This is a genomic window from Flavobacterium supellecticarium, from assembly GCF_004801375.1.
Lineage (GTDB): Bacteria > Bacteroidota > Bacteroidia > Flavobacteriales > Flavobacteriaceae > Flavobacterium > Flavobacterium supellecticarium.
Map to the genome: position 1 here is coordinate 184,094 of NZ_SSNZ01000002.1, position 24,621 is coordinate 208,714.

The window sequence follows — 24,621 nt, forward strand, 5'->3', positions numbered from 1 at the left end:
TGGCTTTTTGATCCGAAAACGGTATATTTGTAAGAATAGGTCGGTGGTGATAAAATCCATTCTGAGAGGGGTAATGTTTGTGTAAAAGATTTTTGGAACCGACTGTCTATCGCTTAAAACTCACTTTACTACATTTATGAAAACAACTAACATTTTAGCGGCAGGATTGCTGTTGCTAGGGTTTTGTATGCCGCAACATTTGCAGGCGCAGGACTTTTTTAAAGACAGGAAACTTAACCTGAATGAAGACGGTTCCAATTATGTGAAATTTACCTTTCTGACCCAAGCCTGGTTACGTCATCAGGATTTTAATCCCGGGTCGACCATCAACGGAGTAGCGCAGGATAATGGAACCGATATCGGAATCCGTCGTTATAGAGTACAAATGTACGGTCAGTTAACGGATCGTGTTTTTATCTACACTCAATTCGGTGAAAACAATTTTAACAATATGTCCGATCGGAAAGTTGGTTTTTTTGTACACGATGCGATGGGTGACTATGCGATCGACAAAGAAAAGCTGTCGTTGGGTATGGGATTATCCGGTTGGAGCGGATTGGCGCGTTTTGCATCACCGTCGGCAGGTACGATTCTTGGCGTAGATGCGCCCTTATACCAACAAAGCACCAACGATGTAACCGATCAGTTTTTACGCAAGTTATCGGTTTTTGCAAAAGGAAAACTTGGTAAGCTGGATTACCGAATTGCGATGGCCAAACCGATGAACATCCAAAAATCGGCAAACTATAATCCAACCGTTACGACCAATGCCACTTTTTCGTCTGAACCACCCAATATGCAGTGGAACGGTTATTTTCAATATCAATTTAAAGATCAGGAATCCAACCAAACACCTTATATGACCGGAACGTATTTAGGGAAGAAAAAAGTGCTGAATGTTGGCGCCGGATTTATCTACCAAAAAGATGTTATCTGGCGACTGGGAACGGTTAATGACACCATTCGCGAAAATATGGTACATCTCGCGGCAGATGTGTATTATGATGCTCCGATAGGAAGTAGAGGAGAAGCGATTAGTGCTTATGGTAGTATCACACATTATGATTTTGGTAAAAACTACACCCGAAATGCAGCGGTGATGAATCCTGCAAACGGTACCACTAACCCGGCCATTTTAAACGGAAGCGGGAATGGTTTTCCAATGTACGGAACCGGAACCATTTTCTACGGTCAGATTGGCTATAAGCTAAAAGACAATTTAATCGGAAAGACGACTTTAATGCCGTATGCTTCGTTACAACACGCGAACTATGAACGACTCAATCGCGCGATGCAGTTTTACGACGTTGGTGTCAATTGGTTGTTGTCCGGACATACATCTAAATTTACGGTTGCCTATCAAAGTCGACCGGTGTACAACACTACTGGAGACTATCTGGAGCGAAAAGGCGCTATTATTGCGCAATATCAGGTGTTCTTTAATTAAAACTATTAAAAAACCGAAGTCCAGGCTTCGGTTTTTTTATTTTATAATTGGATCGTTTTTTCCTCGGAAATGAGTTCGCCATCGGGGTCGATTCCCTCAATTTTTACCCGAACACTTTCTTGTTTGCAATCGGGAATAAAAAAGAAGAAGTCTCCATTTGGATCTGTTTTTACTACTGGAAACCAGGCAACCGTGCCATAGTTTGCAAAACCGTCGTCATAATTCAGGTAATCCGGATTTTTAAAATCTTTAGGAGCCTGTGCGGCTTTTTTTATCACATACGTTTGCGCTTTCGATTTCACCGTTTCAGTTCCCATATAGCGTTTGGTATAGATGCGAATATAACCGCTTCCACCATCCATACCCATGCCGTAACCGCTTTTGCTGATGTATATTTCTTCCACCATATCGAGCGACATCCCGATCAGCATGGTCAAATCCGATAAGGGTACATCATCTATAAAAACAGCAGGAGAGGGATTGCCACGCAGGGATCGGGAAATTCGGTTGTTGATATAGACAGAGCCGTTTTTATAGATCACATCAAAGCCATTGGCACCGATAAAAGGAAGTACCTCCCTAAAAGTTGCAAAATCACCATTGCTGATTTTGTAGCCTCTGGCCATGGAATTGTTATACCGCCCTACATTTTTTAAGGGAACCGTTTTGGCTTTTTTCTTCAACGTCACATTACTTAACTGAACAACTTTCTGATCCCTAAAGTCAGGTAGTTGATACGATTCGGTAGCTATGGGATTTGCCGGATCTGTCGGACAGGTTGAAAATAGTTTTGGAAGTGGTTTTAAGAACAGATTTTGCCCTTTTAAGATCTGAATCGCTAATGGGACATCTTCGGTTCTACCGGTATTTCGATTGTGTAGGGTTAAGGATATTGAAGTAGAATCATACACAATGGCATTGTTAAAAATAAACTCATTACTATCATTGATTTCAGATTGCTTTTTAACGCTATTGTAAAAGGAACTCATTTCTACATAATAGTTACTTTTTTTAGAAAGCGGACGGTTAATGGTTCCCTTAATCGTAACTCCTCTGTCGGGTTCATATTTAGGAACCATTGGTTCGGTACTATTTAGAATTTTTTCGGCATCGTATTTTGGTTTTTGGGTGATAAGATACGTATCCAACTCATAATGTTTATTTTTTGAAAAATCAGAAAAATAGTAGGCGGTATTCGTAATCATAGGATTTTCCAGATAGGAAGCAAAAACAAATGCATCGTTAATGGATATAAAATTACCGGTTGCTACCGATTTTTCCGGTACCACCGAAATACTCAGATTACCGAGGGGAAAATTAGATGTTCCTTTTAAAATAATAGTGTCTTTTTGTTTTTGCACAACCGAAAGCATTATATTTCGATTGGCTGAATAGGGTTGAAAAATAAGTCGCTCGGCGAGTTTTATATTGTTTTGATCCAGGAGTACGATCGTATTAATGCCTTCGTAAAAATGTTTATTGTCTATAGTAAAAGTATCTTCTTTGACTCCGGCTTTAAGCGATAAGTTTTCAATCAGTGAAACTTTTTCATCTTGTTGGATCAATAACGATAAGTTCGTTTGTGAAGTAACAGGTTGAGCTGTTTTCAGGGATACAATCGCTTTGTCGAACCTGTAATTGTTGATACTAAAGGTATAACCGGTATTTTTCGGTGTCGGTAAAGTAAATGACTGTATGTCGTTATTGCTCTTAAAAACGGCTTTGTAGGGGGCGTTGTTGTTTTGTGGCAGCTCAAATCGACCAACCCCTTTTGCGTTAGTGGAAAAATGAGTGACCACATCCCCTTTAGCATTTACAATAGAACCATTTTGAATTGCAATAGGAATATCGTTGCAATCGCTAATTTTTAGGGCAATTACATTGGAATTATTTTCCAGAAAAACACCACTTTCCGGAAAAAACTGAACATTCAGGTTTGATAGATTGGGCTTGTTATTGGTAAAGGATGTTGTTTTATCCATCGGATCCAAAATCGTGACAGGATATAAGGCCGATTCATCTTCTGCGAAATTATTCATAAAACCAGTATAGGCTCTGATATAGTAGCGACCGGATTTTATCATTTTGCTTAAAGGGATATAGCCTTCAAACGATCCATTGGCGAGGTAACACAACTCCGACTGAATTCGCGTTCCGTTTGGATCGTAAAGGTCGATATAGGCATTGGTTATAGCTGTAAAGGGTTTTTTGTTTTTTTCTTCAATGACATAACCTTTAAACCAGATTGTTTCCTCGTTGAGGTAGGTTGTTTTGTTTAAATGCAGGTAGATTTTTTCCCGGTCGGCTTTAAAATAATTACTGTAACGTGCGGTAATATCTTTTTCCCGTTGGGTTCCCGGTGTTGTTTGCGCCATACTGCCATGATGTGTTATCATGATAAGAAGAGTGATAAAGAAAAGTAATGATTTATTCATAGTGGAATTTTCTCATTTTTGTAAAATAAATATACAAAAAAAACCGCCACAATTTTGTGACGGTTTTTTGTATAGTTGAAAGGAATTTTACATCATTCCTGGCATTCCACCACCCATTGGCATGGCACCAGCAGCATTTTCCTCTTTGATTTCAATTAAGGCACACTCCGTAGTCAGGATCATACCCGATACCGAAGCAGCATTTTCAAGTGCCACACGGGTTACTTTTTTCGGATCGATAATTCCGGCTTTTAACATGTCTACGTATTCGTCTGTTTTAGCGTTGTATCCGAAACTGTCTTTACCTTCGGCTACTTTTGCTACAACAACCGAACCTTCCAATCCAGCGTTTTCAACAATAGTGCGTAACGGTGCTTCAACTGCACGGGAAACAATCTGAACTCCGGTTGCTTCGTCAGCATTGTCGGCTTTAATATTAGCTAGAACCGTTTTAGCACGTAATAAAGCAACACCACCACCGGCAACAATTCCTTCTTCTACTGCTGCACGAGTTGCGTGTAAGGCATCGTCTACACGGTCTTTTTTCTCTTTCATTTCCACTTCGGAAGCTGCACCAACATATAATACCGCTACACCACCTGCCAATTTAGCAAGACGTTCCTGTAATTTTTCTTTGTCATAATCGGATGTAGTTGTTTCCATTTGAGCCTTAATCTGGTTCACACGGTTTTTGATCATATCCGCTTCACCGGCACCGTTTACAATAGTAGTATTGTCTTTGTCGATCGTTACTTTTTCACAGGTTCCCAACATATCCAACGTTGCGTTTTCCAGGTTGTATCCGCTTTCTTCAGCGATAACAGTTCCACCTGTCAGGATGGCAATATCTTCCAACATCGCTTTTCTTCTGTCGCCAAATCCTGGTGCTTTAACGGCAGCGATTTTTAACGCACCTCTTAGTTTGTTTACCACCAAAGTAGAAAGCGCTTCACCATCTACATCTTCAGCAATGATCAATAGTGGTTTACCCGATTGTGCCACTGGTTCCAGGATCGGTAATAACTCTTTTAAAGACGATACTTTTTTGTCGTATAAAAGGATATAAGGTCTTTCTAATTCCACTTCCATTTTTTCCGGATTGGTTACGAAGTAAGGTGATAAATATCCTCTATCGAACTGCATTCCTTCTACCACATCCACGTAAGTGTCGGTACCTTTTGCTTCTTCAACGGTAATAACACCTTCTTTTCCAACTTTTCCGAAAGCAGTAGCGATCAAATCACCAATTACATCATCGTTGTTAGCAGAAATAGAGGCAACCTGTTTGATTTTGTCGGTTGAGCTACCTACTTCCTGTGCTTGTTTCTGAAGATCGGCCACAATAGCTTCTACTGCTTTGTCGATACCTCTTTTTAAATCCATTGGATTGGCACCGGCAGCTACGTTTTTAAGTCCTTCTTTTACGATAGCCTGTGCCAAAACCGTTGCAGTAGTTGTACCGTCACCGGCTAAATCGTTTGTTTTGGAAGCTACTTCTTTTACCATTTGCGCTCCCATGTTTTCCAAAGTGTCTTTTAATTCCACTTCTTTTGCTACAGAAACTCCATCTTTTGTTACGGTTGGTCCGCCAAAGGATTTACTGATGATTACATTACGTCCTTTAGGACCTAAAGTTACTTTTACTGCGTTTGCTAAAGCGTCTACACCGCGTTTTAAACCATCGCGTGCTTCAATATCAAATTTTATATCTTTTGCCATTTTATGTATTCTTTAATTTTACGTATTCGTTTTATGGTTTGTATTAGATGATTGCTAAAATGTCATCTTCTCTCATAATCAGGTAGTCCTTACCTTCGAATTTTAAATCGGTTCCAGCATATTTTCCGTATAAAACAGTGTCACCAACCTTAACGGTTAGCGGTTCGTCTTTTTTACCGTTTCCAACAGCTACCACAATACCTTTCTGAGGTTTTTCCTTAGCTGTATCAGGGATGATAATACCGGAAGCGGTTTGCGTTTCAGCAGCCGCAGGTTCCACGATAACGCGATCTGAAAGTGGTTTGATGTTTAATGCCATAATACTATATTATTTTATGTTATGATTATTTAGATGCAAATTACTTTTCAGAAAGTATGCCAATTGCTAAAACTGACAGTTTTTTATAAAAAAAAATGCCAGCACTGACAGGCTGGCATTTTCTAGTGATTATTATATCTTATTTTTTAGCTTCTTCAGTCGGAGCTGCCGGAGCTGCTGCGTCAGTCGCTGCCGGAGTTTCAGATGCTGCTGCCGGAGCCGCTGCTTTATCGGCTGCTGGTTTTGCCGGAGCCGGAGCTGCTGGAGCTGGTGTATTATTGTCAATTAATTTAGACCCGTTATCCCCCATGCTTCCTGTAAAGCTCAAGCTGGATAATAAAATCAATACGATTAAGGCTGTAGCCAACGTCCAGGTACTTTTGTCAAGGAAGTCATTTGTTTTCTGAACACCACCCATCATTTGAGAACCACCAAGGCTTGATGATAATCCTCCACCTTTAGGGTTTTGAACCATGATAACCACAATAAGTAAAAAACAAACGATTGTTATTAGTACTAAAAAAACTGAAAACATATTTTAATTTTTTAATTGTTATTTTGTTGTAATATCTTAATATCCGAAATTCGGTCTGCAAAGAAATGACTTTTTTCTGGATATTTCAAAATTAATATTTCATAAGCTTGAATTGCTTTCTGATATTTTTTTTGTTCAAGGTAAACTTTAGCCAGTGTTTCGGTCATCAGATAGGAGGTGTCTTGTGAAGATTTCTCAATGTTTACGGGAGCTGATGGCGTATTTTTGACGGGCGTTATTTTTGGATTTGTCTCGATAAATTTGTCAATTAAATCTAATTTTTTCTTTTTCTCCGGATCAATTTCTTCTAAATCGGCCGGCTTTTCACGGTCAATAGGGCTGAATTTGGCCAGTTGTAACCATTCCTGGAACGAATGTTTTTCTTCTTTTGAGAATTCCAACGGTTTACCGATTTCCAGTTTTTCTGCAGCCGATTTGATTTCCAGCGGTTCTTTAGCGATTGGTTCCGGTTCCGGTACAACAACTTCTGCCACAGGTTCCGGTTCGGCAACGCGTATAGACGAGCGGATGGATTGCTCCAAGGCGGTTTCGATTTTTGGTTGTTCGGTAGCGGATGGTTCCGGTTTTGGTGTTTCGATTTCCGGTTCGGCTTCCTTAATGGAGGAACGGATGGATTGTTCCAGAGGATCGACCTCGGGTATGGTTATTTTGGCTTCTTCCGGAATAATAACTTTATACTGGTTGACAATAATATCGTGGATTGCGGCTTCTTTTTCTTCAAAAAAGGCCTGTTGAATTGCGGTGAAATTTTTCGAAGTAATAAATTCAAACAGAATACTACGGTCGGTAGTATAGGCGGCTGTCTTTTTTAACTCCTGATTATAACGATAACTATTTTCGTCGTAAAGCCCTTTGAGATGTATGGCACGAGCCGCCTGGAAATAGGGAAACTGATGCAAAACCGCCTCCAGTTCGACCGTTTGCCGGGACCGGATGTTTTGGGGGTTATTGAGTAAATATGATAAATCGTTTACGTTCAAAATGACAGTTTTAGAGTGTTACCACTTTGCTAGTGACTGGTTGAATACATCCTGAGTAATCCTTTCGAAAACAACATTCAGGGCTTCCGATAAACGGGAGCCTACTAATTGATCATTAGCCGGGAAATCATAATAGAAAGAGAATTTTCTTTCGAAATCATCGTCCGATTTATTTTTATTGGTAAAACGTACGTTAATTGTGATCGAAAGTCTGTTCTGATCGGCGCCCTGATTGGCGTTCGACCCCATAGGTGTAATACGGTAATCGGTTATTTCACCTTCATAGATCAGGTCACCGCCGGTATTGGTAAGACTCAGGTTCGTTTGATTCTGAATAATCTTTTGCAGTTCGAGTGTAAAAGTTCGTTCGATACCCGGTTCTACCAAAGGAGCATTATTTTGAAAATAATTCACCTGAAATGTTTTGGCGTCTATTTTTCCGGTTCCGGTAAAATTATAAACGGAACAGCCGGTTAATACTAACAGGATTGGGACAATTAGGATGTATTTAATAGCTTTCATGGTATTACAAATCGAATTGCTTGATTTTTCGGTATAAAGTTCGTTCAGAAATTCCAAGTTCGTCTGCGGCGGCTTTTCGTTTTCCTTTGTTACGTTCCAGTGCTTTTTTGATCAGTTCGATTTCTTTCTGATCCAGTCGAAGGGAATCTTCTTCCTCAATAGCCTCAGCGATAAGATAATTTTCTTCATCATCATCGTCAAATTCTTCCTGTATGGTTTCCGATGGCATTGGAATCACTTCCAGACTGGTTTGTTTTTCAAACGGAATCTCGTTTTCTTCTGTGGAACCGTAAATACGTTGAATCAGGGTTTTATTACTTTCCTGTACCTTGTTGGTATTTCCGTTTTGCATTAATTCCAATGTCAGTTTTTTCAGATCGTTCAGGTCGCTTTTCATGTCGAAAAGAATTTTGTACAGGATTTCCCGTTCGGAACTGAAATCACTGTCGGCTTTTTTCTCGCTGATCACTGAAGGCAGATTACTGCCTTCCATTGGTAAATACGATTGTAAAGTAGCGAGTGAAATATCACGGCTGGTCTCCAGTACAGAAATTTGTTCGGCTACATTTCGCAATTGACGGATATTTCCGCTCCAGCGGTATTTGGTGAGCCATTGGACAGCTCCTTCGTCTAATTTTAAAGGCGGCATTTTGTATTTATGGGCAAAATCGGATGCAAATTTTCGAAAAAGCAGATGGATGTCTTCTTTTCGTTCGCGTAAGGGCGGAAGATTAATTTCTACGGTACTCAAACGATAATAAAGATCCTCCCGGAATTTTCCTTTATCGATAGCGCTAATCATGTTAACATTGGTTGCAGCAACAATTCGCACATTGGTTTTTTGTACCTGTGAGGAACCTACCTTAATAAATTCTCCGTTTTCCAGTACCCGTAGCAAACGCACCTGAGTGGTTAGCGGTAATTCGCCTACTTCGTCAAGGAAAATCGTACCACCGTCGGCCACTTCAAAATAGCCTTCACGGGTAGCGGTTGCCCCGGTAAACGCGCCTTTTTCGTGTCCAAATAATTCGCTGTCGATCGTTCCTTCGGGAATAGCACCGCAGTTTACGGCGATATATTTTCCGTGTTTCCGGTGGGAAAGGGAGTGGATGATTTTCGGAATACTTTCTTTACCTACACCGCTTTCACCGGTTACCAATACCGAAATATCGGTTGGAGCTACCTGTATGGCTTTTTCGATGGCGCGATTGAGTTTTGGGTCATTCCCGATAATCTCAAAACGCTGTTTTATGGCTTGGATGTTTTCCATGACAGAGGTTGTTTGGGTTATATTGATGAATGGACCGGTTTACAATTAATTCATGTCGGAATAACCGGTTGCTTCTCCTATTAGCGTTGCGGTAGTACAATCGTTGATTTTTACCATAACAAAATCACCTACTTTGTAGTTTTCTTTCGGGAAAACAACGACCACATTCTCAGAATTTCTTCCGGACCAATGGGCATCAGATCTTTTGGATGTTTTTTCGATCAATACTTCTACCGTTTGGTTTAGGAAACGCGAGGTTCGTTTATGACTTAGTTTTTGTTGTAAATCAACGATTTCCTGTAAACGACGTTTTTTAACTTCTTCCGGAACGTCATCCTCCATTTTACGGGCTGCCAGTGTTCCCGGTCTTTCGGAATAGGCGAACATATAACCAAAGTCATATTCTACATATTCCATCAGGCTTAAGGTGTCCTGGTGATCCTCTTCCGTTTCCGTTGGGAAACCAGTAATTATGTCCTGAGAAATAGAACAACCCGGTATAATGGTTTTGATTTTATCGACCAAAGTCATATACTCTTCACGGGTATGCTGACGGTTCATTTCCTGTAAAATTCGAGTACTTCCGGATTGTACCGGTAGGTGGATATAATTACAGATATTAGGATGTTTGGCGATGATATGTAATACTTCTTCGTGCATATCCTGTGGATTGGAAGTCGAAAAACGGAAACGCATTTTAGGATGTGCGATGGCACACATGTCTAATAACTGAGCAAAATCTACTGCAGTTGCTTTTTGCATTTCAGTTGCTTTTTCAAAATCTTTTTTCAATCCGCCACCATACCATAAATAACTATCCACATTCTGGCCTAAAAGTGTTACTTCTTTAAAGCCTCTGCTGGCCAGATCGTTTATTTCTTCGAGGATACTTTGGGGTTCACGGCTACGTTCGCGACCACGGGTAAATGGAACTACACAAAACGTACACATATTGTCGCATCCTCTAGTGATGGATACAAAAGCGGTAATTCCGTTACTAAGTAGGCGGACAGGAGAGATGTCTCCATAGGTTTCATCCTTAGACAAAATAACATTGATGGCATCACGACCTTCGTCTACCTCTTTTAAAAGGTTTGGAATATCTTTATAGGCATCCGGACCAACCACCATATCCACGATTTTTTCCTGTTCGAGGAACTGGCTTTTCAGACGTTCGGCCATACAACCTAAAACGCCGACTTTCATACCCGGGTTTATTTTTTTTACGGCATTGTATTTTTCAAGACGTTTACGCACGGTTTGTTCTGCTTTGTCCCGAATAGAACAGGTATTAACCAGAACCAAATCGGCCTCTTCCAGTTTTTGGGTTGTATTATACCCTTCGTTGGCCAAAATAGAGGCAACGATTTCACTGTCGGAAAAATTCATGGCACAACCATAGCTTTCGATAAAAAGCTTTTTAGAATTTCCTTCTTTATTTTCGAGAACAAGACTGGTTCCCTGTTTATTTTCTTCAATAATCTTTTCCATATAGCACTATAGAGTGAAAATCTTCATAATCTGCAAAGATAGTATTAAATTTTATTTTCTGACAAGATGACAGATTTGTTTAACATAGATTTTCAATTGTGCTGAAAAGGGCCTGAAATGACTATTCCGGCTATCTTCTGAAAAGATCCCGGAACTGATATAACAGGCGTTCCAGTAGGCGAAGATCTTCGGTGATAATATCAGCTGTTCCACCCATTTCCTGTTGGAAGGTAATTTTTTTATGGTAGGATGTATTTAAACCTTTAGGAAGGGAAACATCAATTAATAAGAAGCCATCTTTGTCGGGTGTTAACGAAATGGATTTTACTTTTCCTTTCACAACACCGAATTCGCGATCGGGATAATTTAGTAAACGAATATTGACATCCTGATTGGGTTTTAGTTTTCCGGCATTGACTGTTCTCGCTTTGACTTTACCTATATATTGTGTAGAGGATTCCGGAATGACGGTAAATACATTTTCGCCCACATTGATCGTTTGGTTTTCCTTCCAGATTTGCAGATAGGACACTTCACCTGGAATGGATGCCCGAAGCACATACGCCAGATCCCAATCGGCAATAGCCTTTCGTAACTGATTATAGGATTGTGCCATATTCCGGAAAAAAATGATCTGATCTTTAGTCTCGTTGATCTTAGTTGTTTTACTACTGCGATTGAGTTCGTTTAATGATGAATGCAATTGTGAGATCTGAGAATTCAGGTTTTTTATGTTTTTTTCGTTCTGTAGGTAATCGATATTTTTGGTTTCCCACTCCTGTAATGCGATTACACCATTGTCGAATAGTTTTTTATACCGCTCCAGTTCTTTTTTCTTAAGCTGTAACTCGGTTTGGGCAATCGAAGCCTGTTGTTCCAAAAGCCCTAAGCGTTCTTTTAGCTGAATGGCTTCATACCGTTGTGCGCTGTTTTCCACACGATAGGGTTGTAAATCTTTATTCAGTTCGTAATTGGCATAGTCTTTTTCGAAAAGCGCAAAAACACTGGAAATATCACCCAGTTGTAAGGTGGTTAATTTTTCAAAAGGAAATTTAAACTCCGGATTGATTTTTAACGTATCGGTGATGCTTTTTAAAAGAAAAACATCCGGATAACTGGCCGTATTTTCAATAACAGCCAAAGGAGTATCCTTTTTGACTTTGGTACGATCCGAAACCAATATTTTTTCGATGCGCCCCGAGGTTCGGGCGATTAGTTTTTCGGGAGGTGTTTGCGTTGTTATGGAAATTTCGGCAGTCACGATATCCGGATAACGGACAAACCAGGACAGGATTAACATTAATGATAGGATAATGAAAATTACAATATTGCCCCATCGGATCATCCAATGTGGTACCTGCGCTAGTATTTCCTGAACTTCTTCGCTTCTTAGCTTTATATCTGTATTTCTATGTTGCGGCATTTGATAGATTTTTTGTTTTAATTGCCCAGTTGTAACTGATTTTTAACCAAACGGTAGTAATTTCCGCGACTATCAACCAGTTCGTCGTGGCTTCCGACTTCAATAATTCGTCCTCTGTCCAATACCACAATCTGATCGGCATTCATAACGGTACTGAGTCGGTGGGCGATTACAACTACTGTTTTATCCCGAAAAAAGAGATCCAGTTTTTGCATAATTTCCCGTTCGTTGTTAGCATCCAATGCAGAAGTTGCCTCGTCAAAAAACAACATCTCCGGATTTTTATACACGGCACGGGCGATTAGTAAACGTTGTTTTTGTCCGGTACTCATTCCGGTACCTTCCATTCCGATTTTTGTGTTATAGCCCAACGGAAGCTCCTCGATAAACTCCTGTATGTTGGCCACATCGGCGGCATAAGCCAGTCGCGCTTTATCTACTTTATCGGCGCCAAGGGCAATGTTGTTCGCAATTGTATCATTAAAGATATAGCCTTCCTGCATAACACAACCAATATGCGAACGCCAGGTTTTTTGGGACATATTTTTAAGATTGGTTCTGCCTAAAAAGATCTCCCCGGAATTCGGATCGTAGAACTTTAATAAAATTTTCATCAGCGTAGTTTTTCCACTACCGCTAACCCCAACAATGGCGGTTACTTTTTTGGCTGGAATGGTCAGGTTGACATCTTCCAGTACCGGTATATCGGAACCGGTATATCGGAACGAAAGATTTTTGATATGTAAGGTTTCGTCTTTAGGGAAATCGTGTATTTTTTCATCTTCATCCTGAGTTTCATCGTCTTTTTCGTGTATTTCCGATAAACGCGCCAGGGAAATCTTCGCATCCTGTGCTTCTCGTATAAAACCTATTAATTGTAAAATAGGGCCATTTAAACTTCCTACAATAGAACTGATCGCCATCATCATCCCTAGCGTAATGGCACCGTCGATAACCAATTTGGCCGAAAGGAAAATGATCAGAATATTTTTCAGCTCGTTGATAAAATTGGAACCAATTGACTGCGTCTGTTCCAATACCAGACTTTTCATAGACACTTTAAACAAACGCGCCTGTATGTATTCCCAACCCCATCGTTTTTGCTTTTCAGCATTGTGCAGTTTAATCTCCTGCATTCCGTTGATCAACTCAATGACTTTACTTTGTTCCTGGCTGACTTCCGAGAAGCGTTTGTAATCGAGATCCTCCCGTCTTTTCAGGAAAAGTGTTACCCATAGGAAATAGAAAAAACTACCAATAAAGAAAATGGCAAAAATGGTTAGATTGTAATACGCCAAAACCGCTCCCATGATGATCATGTTTACAAAAGAAAACAATACATTCAGGGAAGACGTGGTTAATATCCGTTCGATCCGATGATGATCACTAATACGTTGCATAATATCCCCGGTCATTCGTACGTCAAAAAATGAAATGGGCAGATTCATCAGTTTGATAAAGAAATCCGAGATCAGGGAGATGTTGATACGGGTGGAAAGGTGAAGTAAAATCCAACTTCGGATAAACTCCAGTCCGGTTTTTCCAAAAAATAAAAACAACTGCGCAAACAAAACCATGTAGATAAAATGGATGTTCTGATTTTGTATTCCTACATCGACCACACTTTGGGTTAAAAAGGGGAAGATTAGTTGCAAGCAACTTCCGGCCATTAATCCAATGATCAATTGAACGAGGAATGACTTATAACGTAGCACGTATTTAGAAAGGAGTCCGAAACCAAAAGCTTTATTATTGGAGTCGGATTCAAATTCACTCTGGTAAAACTTAGGAGTAGGTTCGATTAGCAGCGCAATACCTTCCTCGGTTGTTTCGGTCACATTATTACCGATCCAAAATTTAAGAAACTCCTCTTTATCGTACTCCAAAAGGCCATGTGCCGGATCGGAAACATAGAGTTTGTTTTTCTTTACTTTATAGAGCACCACATAATGGTTGTTATTCCAATGCAAAATACAAGGAAGTGGTACTTCTTGTAGTTTTTCAAGCGAAATACGCACACCCAATGTACGGAAACCGATTCTTTCGGCGGCATCACTCAGCGATAACAAATTGCTTCCTTCCCGGGTCGTTTCGGAAAGTGCTCTTAGTTTCTGAATATTGATAACCTTTTTATAGTGCTTGGCAATTATTTTAAGACATGTAGGACCACAGTCTTTGGAATCGGCTTGTTTATAGAATGGGAATTGCGACATTATTTGTTGGTATTGATTCTAATGATGCATAATGCGATCATGTTTGTGTTCATTTTGCGGATAATTCTCCATATTCACAAATATATAAATATTGTTAAGGAAAGCTTTAAATTTATTTTTTTTATTCAAAAAGTTAAATACTATCTTTTGAGTTGAATTTTTATAAGAAATAATGCTTGATAGTGTTTGCTCCGATTGAATTAGAACTTGTTTCATAAGATTTATCTACAGTCCCAAAAACCGGAAAAAAGTTTAAAGCCATATTTTATTTCATAGTCCTTCTTTTTGGTATCAACCATGGTTGAAACAATAAGCATTTTTTTTCTCATTGCATTTACTGTATCTAAGTTTATGTTTTTTATATGCCCTAAAGCCGCGGGATTTAAAAGATAGGCTCCAGTTAATTTAATTTTGTCACAGTAATAAGGGAATTTGGATTTATAGCGGTAGGCATTATCATAAATAAGACCAACATCTCTTGGGTGAATATTTCCCTTTTTGATTTCGTTTAATAAGGTTTTTTTTAGGAGGTAATACGAACAAGGGTTGTGTACAAGGATGATTTGTGCCCATACTGTGGATAAACTTTCTTCTTCAGAGTTCATATAGAATAGTTCTTTATGTTTTTTTCGCTGCTGATATAGATCCAAGTACGATTTCCCAATTTCACGAAAGATAGAGCTGTCTTCGATGCCGATTAGTTTATCGCCCGGAAATCCCTTGTTTTTTATGTATTCGAGAAGCTTTTGTGTGGTTTGGTATACAATGTTATGGTATTTAGGTTTTCGTTTGTCCAATTGATCTTTAATAGCGAGGTAATAAATAGTGTTTCGGTAATCAAAATCAATTCGGGCAATATATTTTCTTCTGTTTTGATTATACGTTTTGATGAGTTTAGTATCTTTTTGTAATTTCTGCAATTCTTTTTTAAAGAGCGGATAATAGTTTAAATGCGCTATTTTTAATCCCTGTTCAAACCCCTGTTCAATATAAAAACGATAGGGTCTTTTTTCGAAAAGAACGATTTGAGCAGCGTTGACCAAATCTTTAACATATATAAAGTTGTATTCTTTAAAAACCTGATTGTAGTAAAACAGAGTGCTATCCGTTTTGTGTTCCATAAAGTAAAGTTCCTCGGCTTTATTTATCAGGGTATGATACTTGGTATAGTCATCGGTTTGAGAAAAAACAAGGCAAGAATAGAGGCCAAATAAGAGTAGTACCTTTTGTTTCATAACAAGCTATTTGAACTGATAACGTTGACAATATCAACGCTATCAGTTATTAATGTTAACATTCCCGATACCAAAAATCCCGGGGAGTACCACCTCCATCAACGGATCCGGTTTCATTTGTACGGTAATCGTAACAATCCGGATTACCACCTCCATAGGTTGTAGCTACTTTTGCACCTCCAATAATTGATTTCATTTTCTTTAAAGGATTGAAATCTATCCTGTTCTAAACTTTCTAATCTTTTCATGATATATAAACTTTATAGATTATTTTTTAATAGATTCTTAGTTATATGTTCATTGATAATTAATATTATTGTAGGTGCACCTAAAATCAGTACCATTTAAATTCGGATTTAATTTTTTTTGCAAAATCAGGATCTTTCACAGGAATTTCTTCGTTGTTTTTGCGGTAATATTCGGGTATGTTTTTAATACTGATCAAACCGAAAACCTGATAACCATAATGTAAATACGATAGGTTATCGTAATTTCTAAAAATCATATAATCAATCTCATCTTTTAAATAGGCTTTTTTGTAATAGGGATAAAATAAGGTCCAGTAATTATCGTAATTAGCTTTGGCTTGTAGATTGTGGATTTCAACTATCCCAAATCCTTTTTGAACCAAAGCGAAGGATTTAGCAGTTGGAAGATTCTGGTGTTTTTGAGTGATATGATAGAGCGTACCGGCATTTTTGTAGAAATAGTCGGAGAGTAATTTCATATTTTTTTCTTTCTGAATGGAGTCTAAACCTGGTATTTCCGAAACATTGGCAGCGTAACTATTTACCAGTTGATCTTTCATGGCCAATTCATTTAGCTTTCGCAGGTCAATCTGTTTTTCAAAATTATTTTTCAACCATTTTGTATGGCATTTGAGATACATTTTTTTAAACCATTTTGATAAATCACCTTTCATTATGGCATCATAAAATTTTTCTTCTCCAGACATATAGGCTACATTAAAGCCATATTTTTCGACTAATAGGGACAATTCCTTTTTTAAAAAAGGAATGTCGTTATGGGAAAAACTGTTATTTAATAACCTGTATTTAAAATCTGGCTCATAACCGCCGCTTTGTCGTTCCAACTTTAAAACATTTTTTTTCAGTATGGCATATTCTATTTTACTTGAAATAGAATCGTGTATAAAAACATCTCTTTTGTTTTGGCTTACGGAATAAAAGCAGATAAAGCATAAAATGAGTGTGAAGAGTATGTTTTTCATAAATTTTTAAAAAGTAATGAAGCGAAATTTTCGCTTCATCGAGTGTGTTAATAATAGCATTTTGTTAATCACACCAGTCTTGCCCTACTCGAGTAGGTGTAGAATCAGTAATCAAATCAGTGCTTTCAATATTGTCGCCGCAGTCCTGTCCGTCCATGGTACATTCTGTATCGCCGGTTGCTCTTGATTCCTCTGGTCCAGATAACATATGACCGCCATTGATTTTCTGTAGCGATTGTTTTAGGATTCTCGCATCTTCAAACTTTTCAAATAATTTTGACCCAAATTTTTCCATAACATATAGATTAGATTAATTAATACTTTTATGACCGGATTAAGATATTCAGCAAATAGCCAGAGTTTAGGAATAAAACTGGTTCTTCTCAAATGTAGGAACAGTTTTTAAGCATTTATTAAAAGTGCACTACGCAAAGACACGCAGCAAACACGTAAAGACACTCAGTAAAACTGTGAAACGAAAATAAAGCTATAGATGTAGCGAAAAGAGAAGTGAGAATAAATAAGAAATCCTACAAGCCGCGCTCTGCGATTTGTAGGATTTGAAAGGTGAAATATAATGTAACGTTATCCGACTTTAATTCGGATTAACTAAAATGCCGACTCCTCGAAATTCCCCGATCATTTCATCGGCAAATAATATAAACTCCTGTGTTTTGTATTCATTTGGATACTGATAGCTATTGATAAAAGTAGCTGGAGTATATAAAATTCCATTGGCATCACACCAGGAACGATGGGACTGAAGCAACTGTAACTTTTCCGGACTAGGATTCCCGGATTTGTTTTCCCACTCCGAAATGTTTTTTTTCTCAAACCATTCCTTTAATAGGAGTAAAGCCTGTTTTGGGTCACGGGAATAGGCTTCCAATGCCTCCAATGCAATTTTGGTCGAAAGCGTATCGGGTTTCTCATACGGAACACTAAAAATAAATTGGATCTGAATATCCGTTCCGTGTTTTTCCAATAACGAGAAATAGGCTTTAAAAGCGTCAGTACAATAGCCGCATAAAGGATTGGTTACCGCCTGGATCGTAAGAACCGGATTATCGGAACCAAACCGCACTTCATGGTGTGGTGGAATGTGATTCGTGTTGGTTAATTGTTTCTTATATAATAAGGAGGTGAAAAGTCCGTAGTTGCGTTTGAATTTAAAGAAATCCATTTCACTTTTCTTTAGGGCTATGTTTTTTTCGATCAGCATTTTCGCCTGATTTGCTCCTAAGCTTACCAATGTGATGCACAATAACGCTTTGATCCAGTAGGTCGCGTTAAAGGTTAAAAGGAGTGGTGCTGTAAAAACAATGCCCATTTCTAGAAAAAGTAGCAAAGCAGTCGCCAAACAAAGGGCGCACCATTCTTTTAAAACAAACGCCTGACTGTATAAGGAATACAAAACGGCCGGTATTGCCGCTAATAAAGCAATTGAAAAAAAAGTCGGATCCAAACCGATAAAAAGCAATACCAGCAATTGTGATACAAAAAAAACACTGGTAGCAGTACTGAGTGGGATCAAACCTAAAAAGCGAACCTCGGAATTGATGATGTTCGAACAACTCCCTTTTTCATTTAATGTGCTACACAAAGTGGCTGTAATCGTGTCCCGGATGCCCAATTCTTCTTTAGTGATCAACCAGCTTATATAAATGCCGATAAGTGCCAACAAACCGATAAGTGCTGATATAAGCGAAAAGGGATAGAATAGTGTCAGTAGTGTTAAAGCAGCAGCGATTCCTAAAACGACTAATATTTGTCTGTTTTTGGCGTTTGAAGGCACCGTATTCTTTTCTACAGCAATAATCGTCCCGGACCAGATTTTTTTAAAATCGGCATAGCTATATTGTTGTGATTTCTTTTCCGTGCTCTTACAGCTAATACGGTTTTGGGTTTTATGTACCGAAACAAAAATGCTTTTACCTTCAATATTGATTAAGGTCAGGAAAAACTCAGGAAGTTGTTCCAGGGCTTCAACAGGAACAGTGGCTGCCAGGTTTTCAATGCCGAAATAATCGAATGTATCCGAAACCGATCGAAAACTAGGGTAATCCTCATGGGATAATAGTTGGAGATTCAGATCCTCTTTATTTAAGGAGTGTGAATTTTTGAGTAGAAAATCATTTATAAGGTTTATGAAAGAGGGCATATCGTAATTTTTTGGTAATAAATGTGAATTATTTTTCCAAAAATCATCATAAAGTGCGTTTGTCCAAAATTTTAAATGTTAATTTTTTTAACTTTTTCGGATTATTTATAAATAAAAGTGCTGATAATGTGTGAAATGTTTTCCCGGCGTTGTTTTGGGAAGTCAGGTGGGATAAGTGGTGGTTTAATTTTTTTAAATCAGGTGGTTTAAAACGACTATCGGAATGGAATAATTGTTGTTATTACGGATCGTTATTAACAAAGAAATGGGAATAAATAAATAGGTTTTAAAAAATCAAAAAATGTAATATTTAAAAAAATCATATACTTTTGCGGAACAAACAGAAGAAGTATGGCAAAGAATTTAGTGATTGTGGAGTCGCCTGCCAAGGCAAAAACGATAGAAAAATTTCTAGGAAAAGACTACCAGGTGGAATCAAGTTACGGACATATAGCCGACTTGCCATCAAAAGAAATCGGTGTGGATATTGACAACAATTTTAAACCGAAATATGAGGTTTCCTCCGATAAAAAAGCGGTAGTAAAAAAACTAAAAGATCTTTCCAAGTCAGCAGAAATTGTTTGGTTGGCTTCCGATGAAGACCGCGAGGGAGAGGCTATTGCATGGCACTTGGCGGAAGAATTAAAATTGGACCAGAACAAGACAAAACGTATCGTTTTTCACGAAATCACTAAAACAGCTATTCAAAAAGCAATTGAAAACCCGAGAGGAATCAATTACGACCTTGTAAATGCGCAACAGGCGCGACGTGTTCTGGATCGTTTGGTAGGATATGAATTGTCGCCGGTTCTTTGGAAAAAAGTAAAAGGTGGTTTATCAGCCGGACGGGTACAATCGGTTTCCGTACGTTTAATCGTAGAGCGTGAACGCGAAATTCAGGACTTTAAAGCGGAAGGATCGTATAGTGTTACAGCCGAATTTGCTAATGAAGCGGGAAAAGCATTTAAGGCCAAACTGCCACATAATTTCAAAACAAAACAAGAAGCGGAAAACTTCTTAAAACAAAATATAGGATCGGATTATAAAGTTTCCGATCTGGAAACAAAACCGACCAAGAAATCGCCGGCAGCACCGTTTACCACATCAACCTTACAACAGGAAGCGGCTCGTAAGCTGTATTTTCCGGTAGGAGTAACCATGATGTTGGCGCAACGTTTGTATGAGGCCGGATTGATCACTTATATGAGAACGGATAGCGTAAACTTGTCGCAGGAAGCTATGGCGGCAGCCGAAGCGGAAATCATCCGTTCCTATGGAAAAGAATTCAGTAAGCCGAGAAACTATGCGACCAAAACAAAAGGAGCGCAGGAAGCACACGAGGCGATCCGCCCTACGGATATGTCGTTGCATTCGGTAAATATCGACCGGGATCAGGCGCGTTTGTACGATCTGATCTGGAAACGTACGCTGGCATCGCAAATGAGTGATGCGCAGTTGGAGCGAACCAATGTGAAAATTGTAGCAAGCAATCATAAAGAAGTATTTGGAGCGGTAGGCGAAGTGTTACTTTTTGAAGGTTTTCTGAAAGTATACCTGGAAGGAAATGACGACGAGGAAGAAGAACAGGAAGGAATGCTACCGGCTTTAAAAATCAACGAAAAGTTAACGAATAATTATATAACGGCAACCGAGCGCTTTTCGCGACCGCCGGCACGTTATACCGAAGCATCGCTGGTTAAGAAACTGGAAGAGTTGGGTATTGGGCGTCCGTCGACGTATGCACCGACCATTTCGACGATTATCAATCGAAATTATGTCGAAAAAGGAAGTTTTGAAGGTCAGGAACGTAAATATGCGATGTTGACATTGAAAGGTGGTAAAATTGCTGATCAGGAATTAAAGGAGAATTTTGGTTCGGATAAAGGGAAATTAGTCCCAACTGACATCGGGATGATCGTAAATGACTTCCTGGTTAAAAACTTCGAAACCATTTTGGATTATAACTTTACAGCCAAAGTAGAGCAGGATTTCGATGAGATCGCGGCCGGAAATGAAGATTGGGCAACCATGATGCGTGTTTTCTATGATCATTTCCATCCAACCGTGAAAAATGTCGAAGAAAATGCGGAAAGAGAATCCGGGGAACGTATTTTGGGAGTTGATCCAAAATCAGGAAAACAGGTAAGTGTTCGTTTGGGTAAATTCGGACCGATGGCACAGATTGGAGATGTGGACGATGAAGAAAAACAATTCGCCAGTTTGCGACCGGAACAGAATATTGGAAACATTACATTGGAAGAAGCTTTAAACTTATTTCTGCTACCTAAAAATCTGGGTACCTATAAAGGAGAAGAAGTAGAGGTGAATAATGGCCGTTTCGGACCGTATGTTCGTTTTGGAAGTGTGTTTATTTCATTGCCTAAAGGCGAAGAACCATTAGATGTTTCATTTGATAGAGCTGTAGAGTTGATCAAAGAAAAAGAACAAGCTGATGCGCCTATCGGGACCTATAAAAACGAACCGGTACAAAAAGGGGTGGGACGTTTTGGGCCATTTATCAAATGGAATGGAATGTTTATCAACGTAAATAAAAAATACAATTTTGATAACTTGTCACAGTCGGATATTGTAGCATTGATCGAAGAAAAACTGCAAAAAGATATCGATAAAGTACTGCATAACTGGGAAGAAGAAGGTATCCGTGTTGAAAAAGCACGATGGGGACGCTCGGTAATTCTGAAAGGAAAAGTAAAAATTGAGCTTTCAAAAGAGGTGGATGCGTCGAAGTTGACTTTGGATGAGGTGAAAGAAATGATCGAGAAAAAAGCACCGGCCAAAAAAACAGCTGCTAAGAAAACAACGGCCAAAAAAGCGACAACCAAGACAGCTGCCAAAAAAGCAACAACAACGGCAAAAAAGAAATAAGCAATGGCATTTGATTATATTCAACCGGTAGATGCCGATTTTTTAGAATTTATACAGGGGCTAAACGTCCAGACCTTAGGTCGAAAAGTGGTATTCCATACCGAAACGGAATTTCCGAATATTGAAAGTGCTGCGATAGCGATTATCGGAGTGGTAGAAAACAGAGGATTTGCCGGTCATAATGATACGATTGAACTAACCGCGATACGGAAAGCGTTTTATCAGCTTTTTCCGGGAAACTGGGGTGCTGAAATCATAGATCTGGGGAATATTGTTGCCGGAAGTTCTTCCGAAGATACCTATTATGTGTTGAAAACGGCAGTTGCACACCTGATCAAAAACAAAGTAATTCCGGTAATAATCGGAGGTTCTCAGGATCTGACTTATGCAATCTACAGAGCATACGACCAGTTGGAGCAAATGGTAAACCTTGTTGCCATTGACAATCGTTTTGATTTTGGAAAAGAAGAAGAGCAATTGACCGGTCATTCGTATTTGACGAAAATGATTGTTGAAGAGCCAAACAACCTCTTTAATTATAGTAATGTAGGGTATCAGACCTATTTTAACTCACAGGAAGAAATTGACCTGATCGAGAAATTGTATTTTGATGCCTATCGATTAGGTGAAATCAGTAATAATCCGACCATTGCAGAGCCGGTTTTCCGCGATGCTGATTTGGTCAGTTTGGATCTGACTTCGGTCAAATCGAGTGATTCGGGGAACTTTACTCAATTTATGCCGAATGGATTTAACGGTAAAGAAATCTGTATTCTTTCCCGTTATGCCGGGATTAGCGATAAAGTATCTTCTTTTGGTGTTTTTAATCACAATAGTACCGAAGGAGAAGCCATGTTGGTGGCGCAAATCTTATGGTACTTTATAGAAGGTTATCACTATCGTTCGAAAGAATATCCGTTTGGAAGCCGGGAGGAGTATTCCCGTTATATTGTGCCGCTGGAAGACGAAGAGTTAATCTTCTATAAAAGTGATAAAACGGATAGATGGTGGATAGAAATACCCTTTTTAACAAGTTTTAACAATAAATTAAAAAGAAACACGTTATTACCTTGCACATATGAGGATTATTTGGGTGCAACAAACCATGAAATCCCGGAAAGATGGTGGAAGGCGCAACGTAAAAATATGGTTTAATTAACATGTTCGTAACGTTGAATGTTTAAAAAACGTTTATTTAAACCCTAAATTGTGTTTTATTGTTTTTTTTAAGTTTTTTTTAATAAATTTTTTGCTTTTTAGAAAATAAATAAATAGGTTTACGCCCTTAAAAATATAAATACTATTAACCCAAATTTATATGAAGAAGTTCATTGCATTAACAGCTGTTGTATCCTTGTTTTTCAGCTGTGGTTCTAACGACAGAGGTGAGCTGGTAGGAGTTAAAGGAAAGAAATGGCATCCGGAAAAGCCGTATGGTATGACTTTGGTTCCTGGTGGCGCTTTTATCATGGGTAAGTCAGATGATGATTTAGCCAACGTTCAGGACGCACCGACAAAAACGGTAACAGTTCGTTCCTTTTACATGGATGAGACGGAGATTACGAATAGTGAATATCGTCAGTTTGTCGAATGGGTAAAAGATTCTACAATCCGTGTTCGTTTAGCTATCTTGGCTGATGAGCAAGGGATGAAGCCAGGTTCTGGAGGAAATAAAGGTGGAAGTATTGGAGATTTCGCTTTTAGTGACCAGGATCCTGCAAAAATGTCTGCATACGACAAATACATGTATGAGAATTATTACAGCGTAGGAACTGATGAAGATCCTTATGCTGGAAGACGTCTTAACAAAAAAGTAAAACTACATAAAGACCCGCAAAAATACCCGGATGAGTATTATGTTGAGGTTATGGATTCTTTGTATTTGCCTGCAAGCGAGTCGTATAATGGATTGCGTACTTTCGACGTGTCGAAGTTGAAATTCCGTTATACCTGGATGGATATTCAGGCGGCTGCTAAGGATAAAAGTACTACAAGTAGCAGATCGAAAAGAAGTAAATTCATCAAAACAGAAAATCAGTTAATCTATCCGGATACTACCGTTTGGATTAAAGACTTCGCATATTCGTATAACGAACCAATGCACAATGACTATTTCTGGCACCAGGCTTATGGAGATTATCCTGTAGTTGGAGTTAGCTGGAAACAGGCGAAAGCGTTTTGTGCGTGGAGAACGTTAAACAAAAACTCCTATATCAAAAAGAAAAAGGGAAGAGATCAGGTGAATTCATTCCGTTTGCCAACAGAGGCAGAATGGGAATATGCTGCCAGAGGTGGTTTAGAATCTGCGACCTATCCTTGGGGAGGTCCATATGCTAAAAATGACAGAGGATGTTATTTGGCAAACTTCAAGCCAAGCCGTGGAGATTATGCAGCAGACGGTGCACTTTACACTGTTGAGGCCAAATCATACGAACCAAACGATTTCAATTTATACAACATGTCGGGTAACGTAGCCGAGTGGACGGATTCATCTTACGATGCAGCTGCTTATGACTATGTTTCGACAATGAATCCAAATGTACCGGATGCTAAAAACCAACGTAAAGTAGTTCGTGGTGGATCTTGGAAAGATGTATCGTACTACCTGCAGGTGGGTACCCGTAACTTCGAATATGCGGATACAGCAAGAAGTTATATCGGATTCAGAACGGTACAGGATTATATGGGAGCACAAGCTACCGGAAACAGACCGAACTAAAATTCACAAAATAA

At 38.9% G+C, this 24,621-nt stretch carries 19 protein-coding genes; 4 read left to right on the forward strand and 15 right to left on the reverse strand.

Going from position 1 to position 24,621, the window contains the following annotated elements:
• Positions 1-136: 136 nt before the first annotated feature.
• A complete protein-coding gene (locus E6C50_RS05590; protein WP_136402229.1) occupies positions 137-1,447 on the forward strand; it encodes a hypothetical protein in 1,311 nt (436 codons plus the stop codon).
• A 41-nt stretch (positions 1,448-1,488) separates the two neighbouring features.
• Here E6C50_RS05590 and E6C50_RS05595 read toward each other — a convergent pair whose 3' ends face one another.
• The 15 genes from E6C50_RS05595 to E6C50_RS05660 form a co-directional block, all read right to left on the reverse strand.
• Positions 1,489-3,882 carry a hypothetical protein gene (locus E6C50_RS05595; RefSeq protein WP_136402230.1) on the reverse strand — a complete coding sequence of 798 codons (2,394 nt, stop codon included), beginning with the start codon at positions 3,880-3,882 and terminating at the stop codon, positions 1,489-1,491.
• Positions 3,883-3,969: 87 nt separating this feature from the next.
• Entirely contained in the window at positions 3,970-5,601 is a 1,632-nt protein-coding gene (groL, locus tag E6C50_RS05600) for a chaperonin GroEL (RefSeq protein ID WP_136402231.1), read from the reverse strand.
• A 43-nt stretch (positions 5,602-5,644) separates the two neighbouring features.
• Positions 5,645-5,920, reverse strand: coding sequence for a co-chaperone GroES (locus tag E6C50_RS05605; RefSeq protein ID WP_136402232.1), 276 nt, complete (start codon positions 5,918-5,920; stop codon positions 5,645-5,647).
• Positions 5,921-6,059: 139 nt separating this feature from the next.
• Positions 6,060-6,455 carry a preprotein translocase subunit SecG gene (gene secG, locus E6C50_RS05610; protein ID WP_136402233.1) on the reverse strand — a complete coding sequence of 132 codons (396 nt, stop codon included), beginning with the start codon at positions 6,453-6,455 and terminating at the stop codon, positions 6,060-6,062.
• Positions 6,456-6,466: 11 nt separating this feature from the next.
• Positions 6,467-7,456: a tetratricopeptide repeat protein gene (locus tag E6C50_RS05615; RefSeq protein ID WP_136402234.1), complete on the reverse strand. Its 990-nt coding sequence runs from the start codon at positions 7,454-7,456 to the stop codon at positions 6,467-6,469.
• 18 nt (positions 7,457-7,474) lie between these two features.
• On the reverse strand, positions 7,475-7,978 hold the full coding sequence (locus tag E6C50_RS05620; protein WP_136402235.1) for an LptE family protein: 504 nt from the start codon (positions 7,976-7,978) through the stop codon (positions 7,475-7,477).
• 4 nt (positions 7,979-7,982) lie between these two features.
• Positions 7,983-9,248, reverse strand: coding sequence for a sigma-54 interaction domain-containing protein (locus E6C50_RS05625; RefSeq protein WP_136402236.1), 1,266 nt, complete (start codon positions 9,246-9,248; stop codon positions 7,983-7,985).
• 45 nt (positions 9,249-9,293) lie between these two features.
• The gene (miaB, locus tag E6C50_RS05630; protein ID WP_136402237.1) at positions 9,294-10,739 is read right to left on the reverse strand and encodes a tRNA (N6-isopentenyl adenosine(37)-C2)-methylthiotransferase MiaB; all 1,446 of its coding nucleotides are present in this window, start codon (positions 10,737-10,739) and stop codon (positions 9,294-9,296) included.
• Between the two features lie 130 nt (positions 10,740-10,869).
• Complete coding sequence (locus E6C50_RS05635) at positions 10,870-12,162, reverse strand: HlyD family secretion protein (RefSeq protein WP_136402238.1); 1,293 nt, start codon at positions 12,160-12,162, stop codon at positions 10,870-10,872.
• Positions 12,163-12,179: 17 nt separating this feature from the next.
• Entirely contained in the window at positions 12,180-14,375 is a 2,196-nt protein-coding gene (locus E6C50_RS05640; RefSeq protein WP_136402239.1) for a peptidase domain-containing ABC transporter, read from the reverse strand.
• A 221-nt stretch (positions 14,376-14,596) separates the two neighbouring features.
• Positions 14,597-15,610 (reverse strand): hypothetical protein, encoded by a 1,014-nt coding sequence (locus E6C50_RS05645; protein ID WP_136402240.1) that lies wholly within the window; start codon positions 15,608-15,610, stop codon positions 14,597-14,599.
• A 55-nt stretch (positions 15,611-15,665) separates the two neighbouring features.
• Positions 15,666-15,806 carry a hypothetical protein gene (locus tag E6C50_RS17605; protein WP_168732755.1) on the reverse strand — a complete coding sequence of 47 codons (141 nt, stop codon included), beginning with the start codon at positions 15,804-15,806 and terminating at the stop codon, positions 15,666-15,668.
• 138 nt (positions 15,807-15,944) lie between these two features.
• The gene (locus tag E6C50_RS05650) at positions 15,945-16,841 is read right to left on the reverse strand and encodes a hypothetical protein (protein WP_136402241.1); all 897 of its coding nucleotides are present in this window, start codon (positions 16,839-16,841) and stop codon (positions 15,945-15,947) included.
• Positions 16,842-16,905: 64 nt separating this feature from the next.
• Positions 16,906-17,136 (reverse strand): hypothetical protein, encoded by a 231-nt coding sequence (locus tag E6C50_RS05655; RefSeq protein ID WP_136402242.1) that lies wholly within the window; start codon positions 17,134-17,136, stop codon positions 16,906-16,908.
• 300 nt (positions 17,137-17,436) lie between these two features.
• On the reverse strand, positions 17,437-19,002 hold the full coding sequence (locus E6C50_RS05660; RefSeq protein ID WP_136402243.1) for a vitamin K epoxide reductase family protein: 1,566 nt from the start codon (positions 19,000-19,002) through the stop codon (positions 17,437-17,439).
• A 351-nt stretch (positions 19,003-19,353) separates the two neighbouring features.
• On the opposite strand from E6C50_RS05660, the gene topA reads away from it, so the two are divergent.
• The 3 genes from topA (at position 19,354) to porK (ending at position 24,607) form a co-directional block, all read left to right on the forward strand.
• Positions 19,354-21,888, forward strand: a complete 2,535-nt coding sequence (topA, locus tag E6C50_RS05665) for a type I DNA topoisomerase (RefSeq protein WP_136402244.1) — start codon at positions 19,354-19,356, stop codon at positions 21,886-21,888.
• A 3-nt stretch (positions 21,889-21,891) separates the two neighbouring features.
• On the forward strand, positions 21,892-23,043 hold the full coding sequence (locus tag E6C50_RS05670; RefSeq protein WP_136402245.1) for a formimidoylglutamase: 1,152 nt from the start codon (positions 21,892-21,894) through the stop codon (positions 23,041-23,043).
• A 163-nt stretch (positions 23,044-23,206) separates the two neighbouring features.
• A complete protein-coding gene (gene porK, locus E6C50_RS05675; protein WP_136402246.1) occupies positions 23,207-24,607 on the forward strand; it encodes a T9SS ring complex lipoprotein PorK/GldK in 1,401 nt (466 codons plus the stop codon).
• Positions 24,608-24,621 lie beyond the last annotated feature (14 nt).